Raw genomic sequence first — 17,580 nt, 5'->3', positions numbered from 1 at the left:
CAAGCGGTTCCACAGTCATTGTGAACAACCGATGACCCGTGCAGCGCTGTGGTGAAGAATGCCATGGCGCCTGGCCAAGGCCTCGCGGTCCTTGCTGTAGCCGCCGCCGATCACACCCACCACCGGGATATCGCGGCCCAGGCAATGGCGCAGCACTGCTTCGTCACGGGCAGCAACGCCAGCGTCGGTCAGTTGCAGGTAACCCAGCGCGTCGTCCTTGTGCACATCGACGCCAGCGTCATACAGCACCAGGTCGGGTTGGTAGAGGGGCAGCAGGTAGTTGAGGGCGTCGTCCACCACCTTCAGGTAGGCTGCGTCGCCCATGCCGCGTGGCAGGGGGATGTCCCAATCGCTTTGTGCCTTGCGCGCCGGGAAGTTTTGTTCGCAATGCAGCGACACGGTGATGGCCTCGGGTGTGTCGTGCAGAATGCGTGCGGTGCCGTCGCCCTGGTGCACATCGCAGTCGAAGATCAGCACCCGGTGTACCCGGCCAGCCTCCAGCAGGTAGCGGCTGATCACGGCCAGGTCGTTGAAAATGCAGAAGCCGGCGGGGTGGTCGTAATGGGCGTGGTGGGTGCCGCCAGCGAGGTGGCAGGCAATGCCGTGCTGCAGCGCCATTTCGGCGGTCAGCAGCGAGCCACCTACGGCGCGTACGGTGCGCTGGGCCAGCGCTTCGCTCCAGGGCAGGCCGAGGCGGCGTTGGTCCTCGCGGGACAGTTCGCCGTTCATGTAGCGTTCGATGTAGCTGCGGTCGTGGGCCAGGGCGAGGATGTCGTTGGGGCAGATGTCCGGGCGCAGCAGGGCCTGATCAGTGGTCAGCCCGCTGTCGACCAGGTGGTCGTGCAGCAGGCGGAACTTGTCCATCGGGAAGCGGTGTTCGGCGGGGAACTCCGGGCTGTAGTCTTCGTGGTAGATCAGCGGCAGCGGCATGGGGTGTTCGCAATCGGGGCCAGTGCTGATCTTGCCATGGCCGGGGCAGCTTTGCTGCCCAATCGCCGGCAAGCCAGAACAGGTGAATGCTAGCGGGCGGCGCTGGCCAATACGCGTTGCCAGTCCGGCTCGTTCAGGCGCCCGAGGATACGCGTCTTGCCGTTGCCATCCACCGACACGAACAGGGCGCTGGCATAGCCGCTTTCACGCTCGCCACCCACAACGTTCTGCTGGCGGGCGAAATGGTCGATGCAGCCGTTGTGGGTCACCAGCACCAGGTTATGTCCGGGCCGTTTATGGGCCAATGCCTCACTGGCGAATTGCTTGTCGCAACCTTCCAGCCAGTCTTCGCTGGCCACCGCCTGGCCGAGGATGAAGTGCGCGGTTTGCCGGGTACGCAGTTTAGGGCTGCTGAGCAGGTCGGCATTGTCCAGGCCCAACTGGTGCAGCCCTTGGCCAACGCGGCCAGCGGCCTGGCTGCCGGCCACGGTGATGCCGGTGGGGTCGTCCAGGCAGGGGCCGGGCGCGCTGTCGCAGCGTTCGGCGTGGCGGATCATCACGATCACTGCGCCATCGGCCCAATCCTGCAGCAGGCCGCTGTCACTCAGTTGTTGCTCGTTGCCAAGGTCCACGATGTGCGTCCTCGTCGCCAGCCAGGTGGTCAACGCCGCCACGACCATGCACAGGCCAAGGGCGGCACCGAGGGCTTTGCGGGACAGGCGTCGCTTGCGCCGGGCGTGGATGGCAGGGTGCCCCAGGGTATTGCTCGATAGCATGCGTTGCTCCAATTGGCATGGCCGCGCCTGGTGCGGCAGTGATGGCGGCATCCTGCCAAGCGCCCTGTCGGGAGGCAGTGAAGGGCATGTGAAAATTGCATTCGGCTGATGACGGCTGGGTGAAACCTGCGCCCGCGCCTACGCTGTAAACTGCAACACGGCAAAACCGGAGCAGGCCCGATGACCCCCATTCTTGAACTGGAAAGCGCACGGCTGGTGCTGCGCCAATGGCATGACGACGACCTGCGCGAGTTCGCCGCGCTGTGTGCAGACCCCCAGGTAATGCGCTACTTCCCGGCGCCGCTGACACGCCTTGAAGCGGCTGCACTGATTGGCCGCGTGCGTGGGCACTTCAACGAGTACGGTTTTGGTTTATGGGCGCTGGAGCGCAAGGACAGCGGTGCGTTCATCGGCATGACCGGCTTGTTGCATGTCGGCTTCGATGCCGATTTTGCGCCGGCTGTGGAAATTGGCTGGCGCCTGGCACGGCGGCACTGGGGCCTGGGTTTCGCCAGCGAGGCGGCGTGGACCTGCCTGCGTTGTGCTTTCGCCCAATTGCGCCTGGAAGAGGTGGTGTCGTTCACTAGCGAGAGCAACCTGCCGTCGCAGAAGGTGATGCAGGCCATTGGCATGCAGCAGGACCTGAACGGCAGCTTCGAACACCCCCGCCTGCCCGAGGGCCACCCGCTGCGCCCGCATGTGCTGTACCGCATCGACCGCGCACACTGGGAAAAGACCCTGCGTGCCTGAATGCACGGCCATGCCCGGCGCGAATGACAAACCCTGTATCATTTGCCCTTATCAAAGAGCGCTGTAGAGACGTGTTGCCTTGCGAGGAGAACCCCCAATGAGTCATGTGTTGGACGACCTGGTCGACCTGTTGAGCCTCGAAGCCATCGAGGAGAACCTGTTCCGTGGACGTAGCCAGGACCTGGGCTTCCGCCAGCTGTACGGTGGGCAAGTGCTGGGCCAGTCCTTGTCGGCGGCCAGCCAGACGGTCGAGGACGCTCGCCATGTGCATTCGTTACACGGCTACTTCCTGCGCCCGGGCGATGCCAGCCTGCCGGTGGTGTACTCGGTGGACCGCGTGCGCGATGGCGGCAGCTTCAGCACCCGGCGGGTGACGGCGATTCAGAAGGGCCAGACCATCTTCACCTGCAGCGCGTCGTTCCAGTACGACGAAGAAGGTTTCGAGCACCAGGCGCAGATGCCAGAGGTGGTCGGCCCGGAAAACCTGCCCACCGAGGTGGAGCTGGCCCGCGCCATGGCCGACCAGTTGCCAGAGCGCATTCGCGACAAGGTGCTGTGCGCCAAGCCGATCGAAATTCGCCCTGTCACCGAGCGCGACCCGTTCAACCCCAAGCCTGGCGACCCGGTGAAGTACGCCTGGTTCCGCGCCGACGGCAACCTGCCCGACGTACCTGCCCTGCACAAATACATGCTGGCCTACGCCTCGGATTTTGGTCTGCTGACCACTTCGCTGTTACCGCATGGCAAATCGGTGTGGCAGCGCGACATGCAGATCGCCAGCCTCGACCATTCGCTGTGGTTCCATGGCAACCTGCGTGCCGACGAGTGGCTGCTGTACGCCACCGACAGCCCATGGGCCGGTAATTCCCGCGGTTTCTGCCGTGGCAGCATCTTCAACCAGGCCGGGCAACTGGTGGCATCGTCGAGCCAGGAAGGCTTGATTCGCCACCGTAAGGACTGGGCATGAGCCTGGGCGAGGTACGCAACTGGGTGTTCGACATGGACGGCACCCTGACAGTGGCCGTGCATGACTTTGCCGCCATTCGTGTGGCGTTGGACATCCCGGCCGAGGATGACATCCTTACCCATCTGGCAGCCTTACCGGCAGACGTAGCTGCAGCCAAGCATGCCTGGTTGCTGGAGCACGAGCGCGACCTGGCGCTTGCTTCCACGGCGGCCACCGGAGCGGTGGAGCTGGTGCGTGAGCTGGCCGAGCGTGGTTGCCGGCTGGGTATTCTCACCCGCAATGCACGTGAGCTGGCGCATGTGACGCTGGAGGCCATCGGCCTGGCGGACTGCTTCCCGGTGGAGCACATTCTGGGACGTGACGAGGCCGCACCCAAGCCGAGCCCGGATGGGTTGCTGAAGATTGCCAGTGCCTGGGGCGTGGCGCCGAGTGAGCTGGTGATGGTGGGGGATTACCGGTTCGACCTGGACTGCGGGCGCGCGGCTGGGGCGCGGACAGTGCTGGTGAACTTGCCGGATAACCCATGGCCAGAGCTGGTGGATTGGCATGCTGCCGATTGCCGGGCACTGAAGGTGATGCTGGGCTGATTGTTGTGTTGCCTGTTCGGGCCCTATCGCCGGCAAGCCAGCTCCCACAGGGAGACCACAGGATCCGAGATGTGCGCAATACCTGTGGGAGCTGGCGGCGATAGGGCCGGACCTGTCTATGCTGAACCCCACTCTTTCCCCTGATACGGAGACCCACCCATGACCAGCAAAGCCATCTACGTACAACCCGGCGGCGGCTACGACAAGGTCGAGGTCGGCACCAGCGAGGCTGCCGCGCCCCAGGCCGGCGAGATCACCGTGCGCCTGCACGCCAGCTCCCTCAACTACCACGACTTCGCCGTGGTCAGCGGCATGTGGGGCCCGAGCGAGCGGCGCATCCCCATGGCCGATGGCGCCGGCGAAGTGGTCGCAGTGGGGGCTGGTTTCACCGAGTTCCAGGTTGGCGACCACGTGGTCAGCACCTTTTTCCCCGACTGGCTCGACGGCCAGGCCAATGTCGAAGGCTTTGCCAGAGTGCCCGGCGACGGCATCGATGGTTATGCCCGTGAACAGGTCACTGCCCGCGCTACCGCGTTCACCCTGGCGCCCAAGGGCTTCAGCCACGCCGAGGCGGCTACGCTGACTACAGCCGGCCTTACCGCCTGGCGTGCGTTGATGAGCGATGACCACCTCAAGCCAGGCGACACGGTGCTGGTACAGGGCACGGGTGGCGTGTCGATCTTCGCCCTGCAGTTCGCCAAGCTGGCCGGCGCCACGGTAATCGCCACCTCGTCCAGCGACGCCAAGCTGGAGCGCCTGAAGGCGTTGGGCGCCGATCACCTGATCAACTACAAGAACACCCCGGCGTGGGGTGAGAAGGTTCGCGAGCTCACCGACAACCGTGGTGTCGACCATGTGATCGAAGTCGGCGGCCCGGCGACGCTGGAGCAATCGATGATTGCTGCTCGCATTGGTGGGCATGTGTCGCTGATCGGCATCCTGACCGGGGTGGCGGGGCAGTTGCCGCTGGTGCAGGCCCTCGTGCGGCAAATCCGCCTGCAAGGTGTGTTGGTGGGCAGCCGCGCGCAGCAACAGGCGATGGTGCGGGCAATTGATGCCAACGGGCTGCGGCCAGTGGTGGACAAGCACTTCGAGCTGGAGCAGATCGTCGAGGCGTTCCGTTACCAGGAAAGCAACCGGCATTTCGGCAAGATTTGCCTGACCTGGTGAGGTGAGCCGGCCGGATGTAACGGCCACGCTACAAGCCACTACATTCGCGCACATCGGCAGCACAGGGCGGCTGGCTAGAATGCCCCGCTCTGTTGCAATTGATTCTCTTCAAGAGGATACCCCGATGTGTTTGCTCCCCCGTTTCTGGCGGCGTGTGCTGCCTGCCTTGTTGCTGTTGGCGTCCTGCCTCGGCTTTACCCAACCCGCCAGTGCCGTGCAAGTGACCGACGTACTTGGGCGCAAGGTCGAAGTCGATCACGCACCGCAGCGCATCGTGCTCGGCGAAGGCCGGCTGTTTTTTGCCCTTGCCTTGCTCGACCGTGACAACCCGTTCCAGCGGGTGGTCGGCTGGCAGAACGACATGCGCCTGCTCGACCCGCACACCTACGAGGTGTACGCGCAAAAATACCCGCAGGTGGCCAAGCTGCCGCTGATTGGCCAGGCCTCCGAGCAGAGCGTGAGCGCTGAGCAGATCCTGGCGCTCAAGCCTGACCTGGCAATCTTCAGCATCGCCGGCGAAGGCCCGACCCAGCACAGCCCGGTGGCCGACCTGCTGGAAAAGGCCGGTGTGCCGGTGCTGTTCATCGACTTCCGCGTACACCCGATCCGCAATACCCGAGTCAGCATGGAGGCGTTGGGTACCTTGCTTGGGCGTGAACAGCAGGCGCAGGAGTACCTTGGCCTTTACGACCGCCACCTGAAGCGGGTGACTGACGGCGTGGCGGGGATCAAGGAAAGCGAGCGGCCCAAGGTGTTCCTCGAACTGCTGGCCGGCGTATGGCAGGCGCCGGGGCACACCACCGGCAAGAGCGGCCTGGGCAGCGTGGTCGAAGCCGTGGGTGGGCATAACATTGGTGCCGACGTGGTGCCTGGTGCGCTGGGCGATGTCAGTGTCGAGTACGTGTTACAGGCCGACCCGGACGTGTACATCGCCACCGGCAACCGCGCGCCGGGTGTGCTGCTGGGTGCCGGTGTCCCCATCGACACTGCACGGCAGAGCCTGGCGAAGATTACCGACCGCCCCGAGTTCGCCCCGCTGCGGCCGATACAGGCGGGCCAGGCGCATGGCCTGTGGCATGACTTCTACAACTCGCCGTTCAATATCCTGGCGGTCGAAGCCATGGCCCGCTGGGTACACCCGGAACGCTTCAAGGACGTGGACCCGCAAGCGACCCTGGGTGAAATCAATCGCCTGCTCAAGGTAGGCCTGGATGGCCAGTACTGGGTCGACGCCAAGTGACGGCGTTGGCCCAGGAAGGCGCGGCGCTCGCGGCCTGGCATTACCGCCGCCTGCTCTGGCGGCGGGCCTTGCTGGTGTTCACGCTGGCGCTGTTGCTGCTGTTCTCGGTGCTGGCCGACCTGGCCAGTGGTGCCTCGGGCATGGGCCTGGGGCAATTGCTGCATGGCATGTTCGACCCGGCGACGTTGAGCGCCACCGAGCGAGTGATCATCTGGAACGTGCGCCTGCCGTACTCGCTGATGGCGGTGTTGGTGGGGGCAGCCTTGGCCCTTGCCGGTGCCGAGATGCAGGCGATCCTCGACAACCCGTTAGCCAGCCCGTTTACCCTGGGGGTGTCGTCGTCTGCGGCGCTGGGGGCCTCGCTGGCGATTGCCTACCCGCTGGGCATCGCCTGGCTGGCACCCAGCGCGCAGGTGACGGTGATGGCGTTCGCCTTCGCTTGCCTGTCAGTGGTGTTGCTGCAAGCCATGTCCCGCTTGCGCGGTGCGGGCGTGGAAAGCCTGGTGCTGTTCGGCATCGCCCTGGTGTTCAGCTGCAACGCGCTGGTCTCGCTGCTACAACTGCTGGCCACCGAGGACGTGTTGCAGCAACTGGTGTTCTGGACCCTGGGCAGCCTGGCCCGGGCCGACTGGCAGAAGCTCGGTATCCTGGCATTTGTGCTGGTGTTATTGCTGCCGTTCTCGCTAAGGGCGGCGCCAGCGATGACCTTGCTGCGCATGGGGGAGGACCGCGCACGCAGCTTCGGCGTGGACACCCGGCGCCTGCGTTTTGCATCGCTGTTGCGCATCAGCCTGTTGTCGGCGACGGCCGTGGCGTTTGTCGGCACCATCGGATTCGTTGGCCTGGTCGGGCCGCATATCGCCCGCTTGCTGGTCGGCGAGGACCAGCGCTTCCTGCTGCCGGCCAGTGCGTTGGTGGGGGCGTTGATGCTGTCGCTGTCGTCGCTGGCCAGCAAGGCGATCTTGCCGGGAGTGATCGTGCCGGTGGGCATCGTGACCGCTCTGGTCGGTGTGCCGGTGTTCGTGGTGTTGGTTTTCCGCCGGGGGAGAAGGTTGTGAGCCTGTTGATCGAGGGTGTATCGGTGGCCTACGGCGCGCGGCAGATATTGCATGGGGTGAGCCTGCCGGCGCTGCCGGCCGGTAGCCTGGTGGCGCTGGTCGGGCCCAATGGCGCGGGCAAGTCCACGCTGCTGCGTGCTTTGGCAGGGCTGGAGCGGATGCGCGGCGGCTTGAGCCTGGACGGGCAGGACGTGACACGGCTGGGTTTTGCCGAGCGCTCGCGGCGCTTGGCCTACATGCCTCAGCAATTGCCGCCCGGCATTGCCTTGGGTGTGCTGGAAAGCATTGTGGCGGCCTTGCGCGTGAGCGGTAGCGACGACCTGCTGGGCAGCGCCTACGAGGCGTTGCGCCAGTTGGGTATCGAAGGGCTGGCCGAGCGCTCGCTGGACAGCCTGTCTGGCGGGCAGCGGCAGTTGGTGGCGCTGGCGCAACTGATGGCGCGCAATCCGCAGGTGCTGTTGCTGGACGAGCCGACCAGTGCGCTGGACCTGCATTATCAGTTGCGGGTGATGGGGGCAGTGCGCGAGCGGGTGCAGGCGCACCGGTTGTTGGCGGTGGCGGTGTTGCACGACATCAACCTCGCGGCGAGTCATGCCGACTGGCTGGTGGTGTTGCGTGAGGGCAGGGTGGTGGCCTGTGGGGCGCCTGGGAATGTGCTGCAGCCGGGGTTGCTGGCTGAGGTGTATGGCGTGGAGGCGCGGGTGGAGTGTTGCTCGCAGGGGCGCTTGCAGGTGTTGGTGGACCGGGCGTTGGCCTGACTTTCAAGTTGACGCGGTCATTGTGGGAGCGGCCTTGCGTCGCGAAAGGGCTGCGCAGCAGCCCCGGCGATCTTGCAGGATGGCTGAAATTCTGGGGCCGCTGCGCGCCCCTTTCGCGACGCAAGGCCGCTCCCACAACGATCGCATCAGGTCTGAGAACATTGCGCTGTTTGTCAGTCCGGCAGCAACCGGTCACGGCTGTTGGACAGGTGCAGGCAGATCGCCGCCCGCGCTGCATCCGGGTCTTGTCGGCGGATGGCATTGAGCACGGCTTCATGCTCCAGGTTCGCCAGGTAAGCCTGCCGTGCCAGCTTCGCCCCGCCGCGTTCGGCCAGCGCCATGCGGTTGCGCGGGATCAGGCTGTTGCCCAGTTGCAGCAGCATCTCGGTGAAGTACAGGTTACCGGTGGCCTCGGCAATCAGCAGGTGGAAGCGCCGGTCCGCCTCGATGCAGCTGTCGCCGGCCGCCGCCAGGTCCTGGTAGTCATCCAGTGCCTGGCGCATGCGAGCCAGGTGCCCCTCGTCACGACGCAGTGCGGCCAGAGCAGCGGCCTGGCCTTCCAGGCCAATGCGCAGTTCCAGCAGGTCGCGCACATTGGCTGCGCTCTCCGCGCCGATGCGCAGCCCCGCTTGTGGCTGGCGCTCCATCACGAAGGTACCGATACCGTGGCGCGGCTCCACCAGCCCCGAGGCCTGCAATTTCGACAAGGCTTCACGCACCACCGTTCGGCTGACGCCATGCTCGCGCACCAGGGTGTTCTCCGAGGGCAATTTGTCCCCAGGCCTGAAGGTGCCCAACAAAATCTGTTGGGTCAGGCTGGAGACCAGGTCATGGGCGCGGCTATGGCCGCGTTTGTGCGAGTGTTCGGGTTCCATGGTGTGAGCCACTTCTTGTTGTGCTTGTACGACAAGTTAAACCATAAAAATATTTTTTGCCGTTTTTTCCTGTTGCCAATCCCACGCGTAGCCAATCAGTTTTTGCAAGATCGCAGCAAATTGGCATTGTGACAGCTTGTATTTTGCGTATTTGTCGATTTTGTTGATCTTGTCGTACAACTTCGCTGGGCATATGCTCATCCCCACTGCCATGTCAGACAACCCCGACCCGCACAAAAACAATTAGTGGGAGATTCACAAGTGAACGACACCCTCGCTCCGTCTGCCCGGACTGAAGGCGACGCGTTGGCCAGTGCCGTGGCCAAGGTCAAGCGCCACGTCCTGCCGCTGTTCGTCATCATGTTCATCGTCAACTACCTCGACCGCGTCAATATCGGTTTCATCCGCCCGCACCTGGAAAGCGACCTCGGCATCAGTGCCGCAGCTTATGGTTTTGGTGCCGGCCTGTTCTTCATTGGCTACGCCTTGTTCGAAGTGCCTTCGAACATGTTGCTGCAGAAGGTGGGGGCGCGGCTCTGGCTGACCCGCATCATGTTCACCTGGGGGCTGGTGGCCACGGCCATGGCCTTTGTGCAGAACGAAACCCAGTTCTACGTGCTGCGCTTTTTGCTGGGTGTTGCCGAAGCGGGCTTCTTCCCCGGTGTGATCTACTACTTCACCCGCTGGCTGCCAGGTGCAGAGCGCGGCAAGGCAATTGCCATCTTCCTCAGCGGCTCTGCGCTGGCCTCGCTGATTTCCGGGCCGCTGGCCGGTGCGCTGATGCAGATTCAGGGCCTGGGCATGCACGGTTGGCAGTGGATGCTGTTCATCGAAGGCATGGCCTCGGTGGTGCTGTGCTTCTTCGTGTTCTTCTGGCTGGACTCCAAACCGCAGGATGCCAAGTGGCTGAGCCCTGCCGAGCAAGACGCGCTCGTAGCTACCATCGACCGCGAACAGCGAGAGCGCGAAGCGGTGGGGGCGGTCAAACCCTCGGCCTGGAGCCTGCTGAAGGACCGCCAGATTGTCCTGTTCTGCCTCATCTACTTCTGCATCCAGCTGACCATCTACGCTGCCACCTTCTGGTTGCCGAGCATCATCAAGCGCATGGGTGACCTCAGCGACTTGCAGGTCGGCTTCTTCAACTCGATCCCGTGGCTGATCTCGATCCTGGCCATGTATGCCTTCGCGGCCGGCTCTGCGCGTTGGAAGTTCCAGCAGGCGTGGGTGGCCGGGGCGCTGGTGGTCGCTGCCATTGGCATGTTCATGTCCACCACCGGCGGGCCGGTGTTTGCCTTCGTGGCCGTGTGCTTCGCCGCCATCGGTTTCAAGTCGGCGTCGTCACTGTTCTGGCCGATTCCACAGGGTTACCTGGACGCCCGCATCGCGGCGGCCGTGATCGCCCTGATCAACTCGGTCGGCAACCTTGGTGGCTTCGTCGCCCCTACCACCTTCGGTTTTCTGGAGCAGCAGACCGGCTCGATCCAGGGCGGGCTGTATGGCCTGGCGGTAACTTCGGTGCTGGCGGCCATTGCCATCTTCTTTGTACGCACTCGCCCAAAGGGCGCCCCTTCTGACGACCTCAAGGCCCGTTCGGCCCTGGGCCAGACCCACTGATGACTGCGAGACAACAACCATGAATATGCAGACCAATCCCGCCGTTCACTCCAGCACCCCGGTGGTCACCGACCTGCGCGTGATCCCCGTGGCTGGCCACGACAGCATGCTGCTCAACCTCAGTGGCGCCCATGGCCCGTTCTTTACCCGCAACGTAGTGGTGCTGCGCGACAGCGCTGGCAACACCGGGCTGGGTGAAGTGCCGGGTGGGGAAAAAATTCGGCAAACCCTGGAAGACGCCCGCACCCTGGTGGTCGGCCAGCCGATCGGCCATTTCCAGCGCGTGCTCAATGCCATGCGCCAGACCTTCGCCAACCGCGACTCGGCGGGGCGCGGCCTGCAAACCTTCGACCTGCGCATTACCGTGCATGCGGTAACGGCCATCGAATCGGCGCTGCTCGACCTGCTCGGTCAGCACCTCAACGTGCCGATGGCGGCATTGCTGGGTGAAGGGCAGCAACGCGATGCCGTGAAGATGCTGGGTTACCTGTTCTACATCGGCGACCGCCAGCAGACCGACTTGGCCTACCGCAACGAGGCCGATGCCGAGGATGACTGGTTCCGCGTGCGCCACGAAAAGGCCCTGACCCCGGAAGCAGTGGTGCGCCTGGCCGAGGCCGCCAAGGCGCGTTATGGCTTCAGTGACTTCAAGCTCAAGGGCGGTGTACTGCGGGGAGAGGAAGAGATGGAGGCGGTAACGGCCCTGGCCGAGCGCTTCCCCGAAGCCCGTATCACCCTTGACCCGAACGGTGCCTGGTCGTTGAAGGAAGCCATTGCCCTGTGCCGCGACAAGCACGATGTGCTGGCCTACGCCGAAGACCCGTGCGGTGCCGAGAACGGTTACTCGGGCCGTGAGGTGATGGCCGAGTTCCGCCGCGCCACCGGCTTGCCGACCGCCACCAACATGATCGCCACCGACTGGCGGCAGATGGGCCATGCAATCCAGTTGCAGTCGGTGGACATCCCGCTGGCCGACCCGCACTTCTGGACCTTGCAGGGTTCGGTACGGGTGGCGCAGATGTGCAATGACTGGGGGCTGACCTGGGGTTCGCATTCGAACAACCACTTCGACATTTCGCTGGCGATGTTCACTCAGGTGGCGGCTGCGGCGCCGGGTGAGATCACCGCGATCGACACGCACTGGATCTGGCAGGATGGCCAGCGCCTGACCCGCGAGCCGCTGCGCATCGTCGACGGGCATGTGCGGGTACCGGCACGTCCGGGGCTGGGGGTGGAGCTGGATGAGGATCAGCTGGCCAAAGCGCATGAGTGCTACCGCAACATGGGCCTGGGCGCGCGGGATGACAGCGTGGCGATGCAGTTCCTGATTCCGGGGTGGAGCTTCGATAACAAGCGGCCTTGCCTGGTGCGTTAAAGCTGCCGGCCTCTTCGCGGGCAAGCCCGCTCCCACAGGATCGATGCAGGCCTGAGGCCTGGCGCAGTACCTGTGGGAGCGGGCTTGCCCGCGAAGAGGCCATCACCTTTTATCCTGCTTCAAAGAAAGCCCGTGCCATCTCTACAAATGCCCCTAGCACCGGGTTGGGGTTATCCCGGCAGTACGCCAAAAATATCTCCGCCTGCTGCTCCATCCCCACCAGCGGCCTGAACACCACCTGCTCCAGGCGCAACGCCTGCGCCGAGGCAGGCACCACTGCGCACCCCAACCCCACATTGACCAGGCCCAGAATAGAATGCGTCTGCCCCAGCTGGTGCAGGTACTTCGGCTGCACTTCATGCCGCGCAAACAGGTTGGCGATGCGGTCATGGAAGTAGCGTCCTTCGTTGGCGCTGTACATCACGAAAGGCTGCTCATCGAAATCGCTTGGCCTGATCCGCTCACGCGGTGCCAGCGCATGCCCGGCGGGCAGGGCGGCGACGAAGGGTTCGCGGTGAATCGGCAGGTACTCCACGCGCGCACTGGGCAGCACCTGGCGCACCAGGCCGACATCGATCAGGCCGGCTTCCAGGTCGTGCACCTGGGTACTGGAAACCCGTTCGCTGAGCACCAGTTCGATATCCGGCAACGTCTGCCCGGCATGCACCAGCAAGCGCGGGATCATGCTGTAGGCCCCCACCGCCGTGAAGCCCAGGGTCAGCCGGCCTGCCTCGCCATGGGCGATGCGCCGTGCCGAGTGGCTGGCCGAGTCGGCGATTTGCAGGATGCGCCGGGCGTCTTCAAGAAAGCTCTGGCCCGCCAGGGTCAGCCGCGCCTGGCGGTTGTTACGCTCAAGCAGCAGTACACCCAGGGAATGTTCCAGCAGTTGTATCTGCCGGCTCAAGGGTGGCTGGGTCATGTGCAGGCGGGTGGCGGCACGGCCGAAATGCAGCTCTTCGGCAACGGCCACGAAGCAGCGCAACTGGTGCAGCTCCATGATTCAATTCCTGAATTATTCGATCCAGTATCTATATTAGACCTGTATCAATTGCAGGCCTAGCATCGAGTCATGTCTTCGAACTGCCGGATGCTCAACATGAACGAAAACGCCATCGAAGTGCTGCTGACCCAGCCAGTCCCCGAGGCCATCGATGCCCAACTGGTCAGCGCTTATCAGGTGCATCGCCTGTATCAACAACGTGACCCGCAACAGCTGATCAACGACGTTGGCCCACGCATTCGCGGTGTTGTAACTGGCGGTGCCAAAGGGCTGTCCAATGCGCTGATGGATCAGCTGCCCGCGCTGGAGATCATCGCCATCAGCGGCATCGGTACCGACGCCGTGGACCTTCGCCATGCTGCCAGCCGCGGCATCCATGTCACCACAACACCGGGTGTACTCACCGCCGACGTGGCTGACCTGGCGATGGGCCTGATCATCAACACCTTGCGCCGTATGGGCGAGGGCGAACGGCTGGTGCGCGATGGCTTGTGGGGCACGGTCGAGCTGCCGCTGGCGCGGCGGGCCAGCGGTATCGACCTGGGCATTGTCGGGCTTGGCCAGGTGGGCAAGGCGATTGCCCGGCGTGCGGCGGCATTCGACATGCGCATTGCCTACAACGGGCGGCGTGAACAGCCGGATGCGGGTTACCGCTATGAGGCTGACCTGGTCGAGCTGGCGCGTTCGGTGGACGTGCTGGTGGTCGCCGCTGCTGCCGATGGTGGGCAGGTGTTGGTAACGGCCGAGGTGCTGGAGGCACTGGGGCCGAATGGTTACCTGATCAACGTGGCGCGCGGCAAGTTGGTGGATGAAGACGCGCTGGTCGAGGCATTGCGCGAGCAGCGTATCGCCGGCGCCGGGCTGGACGTGTTCGTCGATGAGCCGCAAGTGCCGCCGGCCTTGCGGGACCTCAACCAGGTCAGCCTTCAGCCGCATCGGGGCAGTGCCACGTTGCAGACCCGGTTGGAGATGGGGGGCATGGTTTTAAGCAATCTGGAGGCCTGCTTCCGGGGTGAGTTACCGCCGAATCGGGTGGTTTAGCTCAAGGGCCTCTTCGCGGGCACGCCCGCTCCCACAGGTACAGCGCATGCCTTGAGACCTGTGAGGTCCCTTGTGGGAGCGGGCATGCCCGCGAAGAGGCCAGTACAAGCAACAAAAGGCCCAAGGGCCACACCTTCTCTTCACAAGAACAATCGCTTCCATCGAGAAGCAAGAGGGTCCACATGAACAGCAAATCCGCCGTCGCCGCACCGCAGGCCGTGGCCGGGGTCGGTCGCCATCGCTTCCTGGTCCTGGCGCTGATCTTCGTCATCACCGTCATCAACTACGCCGACCGCGCCACCTTGTCGATCACCGGCACCGAGGTGCTCAAGGACCTCGGCCTGGACCCGGTCATGCTAGGCATGATCTTTTCCGCGTTCGCCTGGGCCTACGCCCTGGGCCAGGTGCCCGGGGGCTGGTTGCTCGACCGCTTCGGTGCCCGCCGCGTGTATGGCATCAGCCTGATCCTCTGGTCGCTGTTCACGCTGCTGCAAGGGACTGTCGGCTGGATGGGGTTGGCCGGTGTGTCCGCTGCGGTCGCGCTGTTTTCCATGCGCTTCATGCTGGGCCTGGTGGAGTCGCCGGCGTTCCCGGCCAACTCGCGCATCGTCAGTTGCTGGTTTCCCACCCGTGAGCGTGGAACCGCCTCGGCGCTGTTCAACTCGGCGCAGTACATGGCTGTGGTGGTGTTTGCCCCGCTGATGGCGTGGATGACCCATACGCTGAGTTGGGAGCAGGTGTTCATCTGGATGGGGGTGTTGGGGCTGGTACTGAGCGTGGTGTGGTTCCGCCTGTACCACGAACCGCACAGCGCGCCAGGCTTGACCCGTGAAGAGCTGGACTACATGCGTGAAGGCGGCGCCCTGGTCGACCTGGAAAAGGAACGCAAGGCGACCCAAAGCAAACCGACCCGTGCCGAAGTGATGCAACTGTTCACCAGCCGCAACCTGTGGGCGGTGTACCTGGGCCAGTACTGCATCACGGCGCTGACCTACTTCTTCATCACCTGGTTCCCGATCTACCTGATCAAGGGCCGTGGCATGACCATCATGGAGGCAGGCTGGGTGGCTGCGTTGCCGGCCATCTGTGGCTTCACGGGTGGCATCCTTGGCGGGTTCGTGTCCGATTGGCTGATCCGCCGTGGCGTGCATCCCTCCAGGGCGCGCAAGACCCCGTTCATCATCGGCATGGCACTGTCCACCAGCCTGGTGCTGGCCAACTACATGGATAGCAACGCGGCGGTGATTGCCATGATGACCTTGGCCTTCTTCGGCAAGGGCCTGGCAGCGGTAGGTTGGGCGGTGCTGTCGGATGTGGCGCCGAAGAAGATGGTTGGCCTGTGCGGCGGTGTGTTCAATGGCATCGGCAACGTTGCCGGTATCGTCACCCCGCTGGTGATCGGTTATGTGGTGGCCAGCACCGGCTCGTTCCATAACGCACTCTGGTTCGTGGCCGCCCATGGCGTGCTGGGGATCCTCGCTTACCTGTTGCTGGCCCGACGCTTCGAGCGCACCGGGCAGGCGTAGGCAGACGCCTTGGCAACAGAGGCCCCGGGAGACCGGGGCTTTTTTGTGGGTGCTCAAGCGTGGCCAGACCAAGTGGCACATTCAAATGAAAAACAAAAGCTTCAGACGGCCCGATGGCGCGATCGGGCATGCCATTCGCGACATCTGGCGTGAATGGAATTGCCCTGTCGTGATCGAACAGTTCCGGGGCGTTCTCGTGTAATTTCCCACAGCCTTACGGGGCTTAAATGAAGCCCGAACCGCAATGACACCTTGCTCTGTGATGCGTGCCAAAGATCAACAACAGCGCGCGAGCAACCTGTCGACTTATTGATTTGAAAGGAGATATTTTCGCCTACGCCTGCCCGTCCATCCTTGTGTCAGCAAAAAGAGAACAACATCAATGAACACCGTGGGATCTGATGGCAACCTTGCACAAGGTTTCAAGCCACGTCATGTAACGATGCTGTCCATCGCCGGCATCATCGGCGCCGGACTTTTCGTAGGCTCTGGCCATGCCATCGCGGCGGCCGGGCCAGCTACCATAATTTCCTATTTCGTGGCCGGGACCCTGGTGGTTCTGGTTATGCGCATGCTCGGCGAAATGGCCGTGGCACACCCTGACACCGGGTCGTTTTCCACCTATGCCGACCAGGCCATCGGCCGTTGGGCCGGCTACACCATCGGCTGGTTGTACTGGTGGTTCTGGGTGTTGGTGATCCCTATCGAAGCGCTGGCCGCCGGGCATGTGTTGAACGCCTGGTTCCCCCAGGTGGACAGCTGGATCTTCGCCCTGGCCTCGGTACTGCTGCTGGCCGGCACCAACCTGTTCAGCGTGGCCAAGTACGGTGAGTTCGAGTTCTGGTTCGCCATTCTCAAGGTAACGGCGATTCTGGGTTTCATCGGCCTGGGCTTTGCCGCGCTGATGGGCTGGCTGCCTAACCGCGAGGTCAGCGGCCTGAGCAGCCTGATGGCCGAGCACGGCGGCTTTACGCCGAAGGGCTGGTCGGCCGTGGTGGGCGCGTTCATTACCGTGATGTTCAGCTTCATCGGCACCGAGGCGGTGACCATCGCCGCGTCCGAGTCCAGCGACCCGTCGCGCAACATCGCCAAGGCCACCCGCTCGGTGATCTGGCGTATCAGCACGTTCTACATCCTGTCGATCTTCGTGATCATCTCGGTGGTCCCATGGAACGACCCGCAACTGGCCGTGGTGGGCTCGTACCAGCGTGCGCTGGAAATCATGAACATCCCCAATGCGGCGTTCATGGTCGACCTGGTGGTGCTGGTGGCCGTGACCAGCTGCATGAACTCGTCAATCTACATTGCTTCGCGGATGATGTACTCGCTGGCCAAGCGCGGTGATGCCCCGGCCTTCCTCAACAAGACCTCCAGGGTTGGCGTGCCGCGTGCTGCAGTGTTTGGCAGTACCCTGATCGGCGCGGCCATCGCCATCCTCAACTACTTCGCGCCGAAGGGCGTGTTCGAGTTCCTGCTGGCCAGCTCTGGCGCCATCGCCCTGCTGGTGTACATGGTCATCGCCATCTCGCAGCTGCGCATGCGCCGCCGCCTGGAGCGGGAGAACACCGAGCTGAAGTTCCGTATGTGGCTGTTCCCGTACCTGACCTGGGCGGTGATCATCTTCATCGCCGGGGCGCTGGCGGTGATGATGTACACGCCCGAGCACCGGGCGGAAGTGAGTTCCACATTGGGCCTGGCGATCGTGATTTCCTTCCTGGGGATCGTGACTTCGCGCGGCCATGCGCAACCGGTGGGGGCGCGTTCGATGGGGTGATTGAGTTCACCTGGCGGTAGGGCAAAGGGCACCTGTGGATGGGTGCCCTTTGTTTTTTTGAAACACTTGTTTGGTGCCGCCAGCGGTTGGGAGGCGGCTTACCAGGCGTAGACTTCCTGTCGAATTCATAAAGGGAGTC

The 17,580-nt window shown here is 63.8% G+C and carries 16 protein-coding genes; 12 read left to right on the top strand and 4 right to left on the bottom strand.

Annotated features, from left to right (window positions below; all coding sequences use genetic code 11):
* Window positions 1–15 precede the first annotated feature (15 nt).
* Both A0O30_RS08750 and A0O30_RS08745 read right to left on the bottom strand, forming a co-directional pair.
* Window positions 16–930, bottom strand: coding sequence for a histone deacetylase (locus A0O30_RS08750; RefSeq protein WP_105946215.1), 915 nt, complete (start codon window positions 928–930; stop codon window positions 16–18).
* Window positions 931–1,019: 89 nt separating this feature from the next.
* Complete coding sequence (locus tag A0O30_RS08745) at window positions 1,020–1,706, bottom strand: histidine phosphatase family protein (protein ID WP_105946214.1); 687 nt, start codon at window positions 1,704–1,706, stop codon at window positions 1,020–1,022.
* A gap of 180 nt (window positions 1,707–1,886) precedes the next feature.
* Between A0O30_RS08745 and A0O30_RS08740 the strand changes: the two genes are divergently transcribed.
* The 7 genes from A0O30_RS08740 (at window position 1,887) to A0O30_RS08710 (ending at window position 8,236) form a co-directional block, all read left to right on the top strand.
* Complete coding sequence (locus A0O30_RS08740) at window positions 1,887–2,456, top strand: GNAT family N-acetyltransferase (protein ID WP_019097494.1); 570 nt, start codon at window positions 1,887–1,889, stop codon at window positions 2,454–2,456.
* Window positions 2,457–2,553: 97 nt separating this feature from the next.
* Window positions 2,554–3,423, top strand: coding sequence for an acyl-CoA thioesterase II (gene tesB, locus A0O30_RS08735; protein WP_105946213.1), 870 nt, complete (start codon window positions 2,554–2,556; stop codon window positions 3,421–3,423).
* Complete coding sequence (locus A0O30_RS08730; protein ID WP_105946212.1) at window positions 3,420–4,010, top strand: HAD family hydrolase; 591 nt, start codon at window positions 3,420–3,422, stop codon at window positions 4,008–4,010. Before tesB ends, A0O30_RS08730 begins: the two co-directional genes overlap by 4 nt.
* Before the next feature lie 159 nt (window positions 4,011–4,169).
* Entirely contained in the window at window positions 4,170–5,180 is a 1,011-nt protein-coding gene (locus A0O30_RS08725; RefSeq protein WP_105946211.1) for an NAD(P)-dependent alcohol dehydrogenase, read from the top strand.
* A gap of 124 nt (window positions 5,181–5,304) precedes the next feature.
* The gene (locus tag A0O30_RS08720; RefSeq protein ID WP_105946210.1) at window positions 5,305–6,420 is read left to right on the top strand and encodes an ABC transporter substrate-binding protein; all 1,116 of its coding nucleotides are present in this window, start codon (window positions 5,305–5,307) and stop codon (window positions 6,418–6,420) included.
* Window positions 6,417–7,478 carry an iron ABC transporter permease gene (locus A0O30_RS08715; RefSeq protein WP_105946209.1) on the top strand — a complete coding sequence of 354 codons (1,062 nt, stop codon included), beginning with the start codon at window positions 6,417–6,419 and terminating at the stop codon, window positions 7,476–7,478. The genes A0O30_RS08720 and A0O30_RS08715 overlap by 4 nt, the downstream gene beginning before the upstream one ends.
* Entirely contained in the window at window positions 7,475–8,236 is a 762-nt protein-coding gene (locus A0O30_RS08710; protein WP_105946208.1) for an ABC transporter ATP-binding protein, read from the top strand. The genes A0O30_RS08715 and A0O30_RS08710 overlap by 4 nt, the downstream gene beginning before the upstream one ends.
* Window positions 8,237–8,409: 173 nt before the next feature.
* On the opposite strand, the gene A0O30_RS08705 is transcribed toward A0O30_RS08710, so the two are convergent.
* Entirely contained in the window at window positions 8,410–9,111 is a 702-nt protein-coding gene (locus A0O30_RS08705; protein WP_105946207.1) for a FadR/GntR family transcriptional regulator, read from the bottom strand.
* Window positions 9,112–9,372: 261 nt separating this feature from the next.
* On the opposite strand from A0O30_RS08705, the gene A0O30_RS08695 reads away from it, so the two are divergent.
* Together A0O30_RS08695 and gudD are read left to right on the top strand one after the other, a co-directional pair.
* Window positions 9,373–10,725: an MFS transporter gene (locus A0O30_RS08695; protein WP_105946205.1), complete on the top strand. Its 1,353-nt coding sequence runs from the start codon at window positions 9,373–9,375 to the stop codon at window positions 10,723–10,725.
* 19 nt (window positions 10,726–10,744) lie between these two features.
* On the top strand, window positions 10,745–12,100 hold the full coding sequence (gene gudD, locus A0O30_RS08690; RefSeq protein WP_105946204.1) for a glucarate dehydratase: 1,356 nt from the start codon (window positions 10,745–10,747) through the stop codon (window positions 12,098–12,100).
* 109 nt (window positions 12,101–12,209) lie between these two features.
* Here the strand turns inward: gudD and A0O30_RS08685 are convergent, their stop codons facing one another.
* Window positions 12,210–13,097, bottom strand: a complete 888-nt coding sequence (locus tag A0O30_RS08685) for a LysR substrate-binding domain-containing protein (RefSeq protein WP_105946203.1) — start codon at window positions 13,095–13,097, stop codon at window positions 12,210–12,212.
* Between the two features lie 99 nt (window positions 13,098–13,196).
* On the opposite strand from A0O30_RS08685, the gene A0O30_RS08680 reads away from it, so the two are divergent.
* The 3 genes from A0O30_RS08680 to gabP all read left to right on the top strand — a co-directional run bounded on the left by A0O30_RS08680 (window position 13,197) and on the right by gabP (window position 17,441).
* Window positions 13,197–14,141, top strand: coding sequence for a 2-hydroxyacid dehydrogenase (locus A0O30_RS08680; protein WP_105946202.1), 945 nt, complete (start codon window positions 13,197–13,199; stop codon window positions 14,139–14,141).
* Window positions 14,142–14,323: 182 nt separating this feature from the next.
* Window positions 14,324–15,667: an MFS transporter gene (locus A0O30_RS08670; protein WP_105946201.1), complete on the top strand. Its 1,344-nt coding sequence runs from the start codon at window positions 14,324–14,326 to the stop codon at window positions 15,665–15,667.
* 382 nt (window positions 15,668–16,049) lie between these two features.
* Window positions 16,050–17,441 (top strand): GABA permease, encoded by a 1,392-nt coding sequence (gabP, locus tag A0O30_RS08665; RefSeq protein WP_105946200.1) that lies wholly within the window; start codon window positions 16,050–16,052, stop codon window positions 17,439–17,441.
* Window positions 17,442–17,580: the final 139 nt, after the last annotated feature.

Source organism: Pseudomonas sp. LLC-1 (assembly GCF_002992185.1).
In the GTDB taxonomy this organism is placed as follows: domain Bacteria; phylum Pseudomonadota; class Gammaproteobacteria; order Pseudomonadales; family Pseudomonadaceae; genus Aquipseudomonas; species Aquipseudomonas monteilii.
The sequence above is the reverse complement of the archived record's forward strand: the minus strand, read 5'-3'. Positions and strand labels throughout refer to the sequence as shown.

What these genes read in the sequence shown, in the direction of transcription:
- tesB (WP_105946213.1), top strand. Translation starts at nt 2,554, where the DNA reads ATGAGTCATGTGTTGGACGACCTGGTCGACCTGTTGAGCCTCGAAGCC.
- A0O30_RS08740 (WP_019097494.1), top strand. Translation starts at nt 1,887, where the DNA reads ATGACCCCCATTCTTGAACTGGAAAGCGCACGGCTGGTGCTGCGCCAA.
- gabP (WP_105946200.1), top strand. Translation starts at nt 16,050, where the DNA reads ATGAACACCGTGGGATCTGATGGCAACCTTGCACAAGGTTTCAAGCCA.
- A0O30_RS08720 (WP_105946210.1), top strand. Translation starts at nt 5,305, where the DNA reads ATGTGTTTGCTCCCCCGTTTCTGGCGGCGTGTGCTGCCTGCCTTGTTG.
- A0O30_RS08670 (WP_105946201.1), top strand. Translation starts at nt 14,324, where the DNA reads ATGAACAGCAAATCCGCCGTCGCCGCACCGCAGGCCGTGGCCGGGGTC.
- A0O30_RS08745 (WP_105946214.1), bottom strand. Translation starts at nt 1,706, where the DNA reads ATGCTATCGAGCAATACCCTGGGGCACCCTGCCATCCACGCCCGGCGC.
- A0O30_RS08680 (WP_105946202.1), top strand. Translation starts at nt 13,197, where the DNA reads ATGAACGAAAACGCCATCGAAGTGCTGCTGACCCAGCCAGTCCCCGAG.
- A0O30_RS08730 (WP_105946212.1), top strand. Translation starts at nt 3,420, where the DNA reads ATGAGCCTGGGCGAGGTACGCAACTGGGTGTTCGACATGGACGGCACC.
- A0O30_RS08725 (WP_105946211.1), top strand. Translation starts at nt 4,170, where the DNA reads ATGACCAGCAAAGCCATCTACGTACAACCCGGCGGCGGCTACGACAAG.
- gudD (WP_105946204.1), top strand. Translation starts at nt 10,745, where the DNA reads ATGAATATGCAGACCAATCCCGCCGTTCACTCCAGCACCCCGGTGGTC.
- A0O30_RS08685 (WP_105946203.1), bottom strand. Translation starts at nt 13,097, where the DNA reads ATGGAGCTGCACCAGTTGCGCTGCTTCGTGGCCGTTGCCGAAGAGCTG.
- A0O30_RS08750 (WP_105946215.1), bottom strand. Translation starts at nt 930, where the DNA reads ATGCCGCTGCCGCTGATCTACCACGAAGACTACAGCCCGGAGTTCCCC.
- A0O30_RS08705 (WP_105946207.1), bottom strand. Translation starts at nt 9,111, where the DNA reads ATGGAACCCGAACACTCGCACAAACGCGGCCATAGCCGCGCCCATGAC.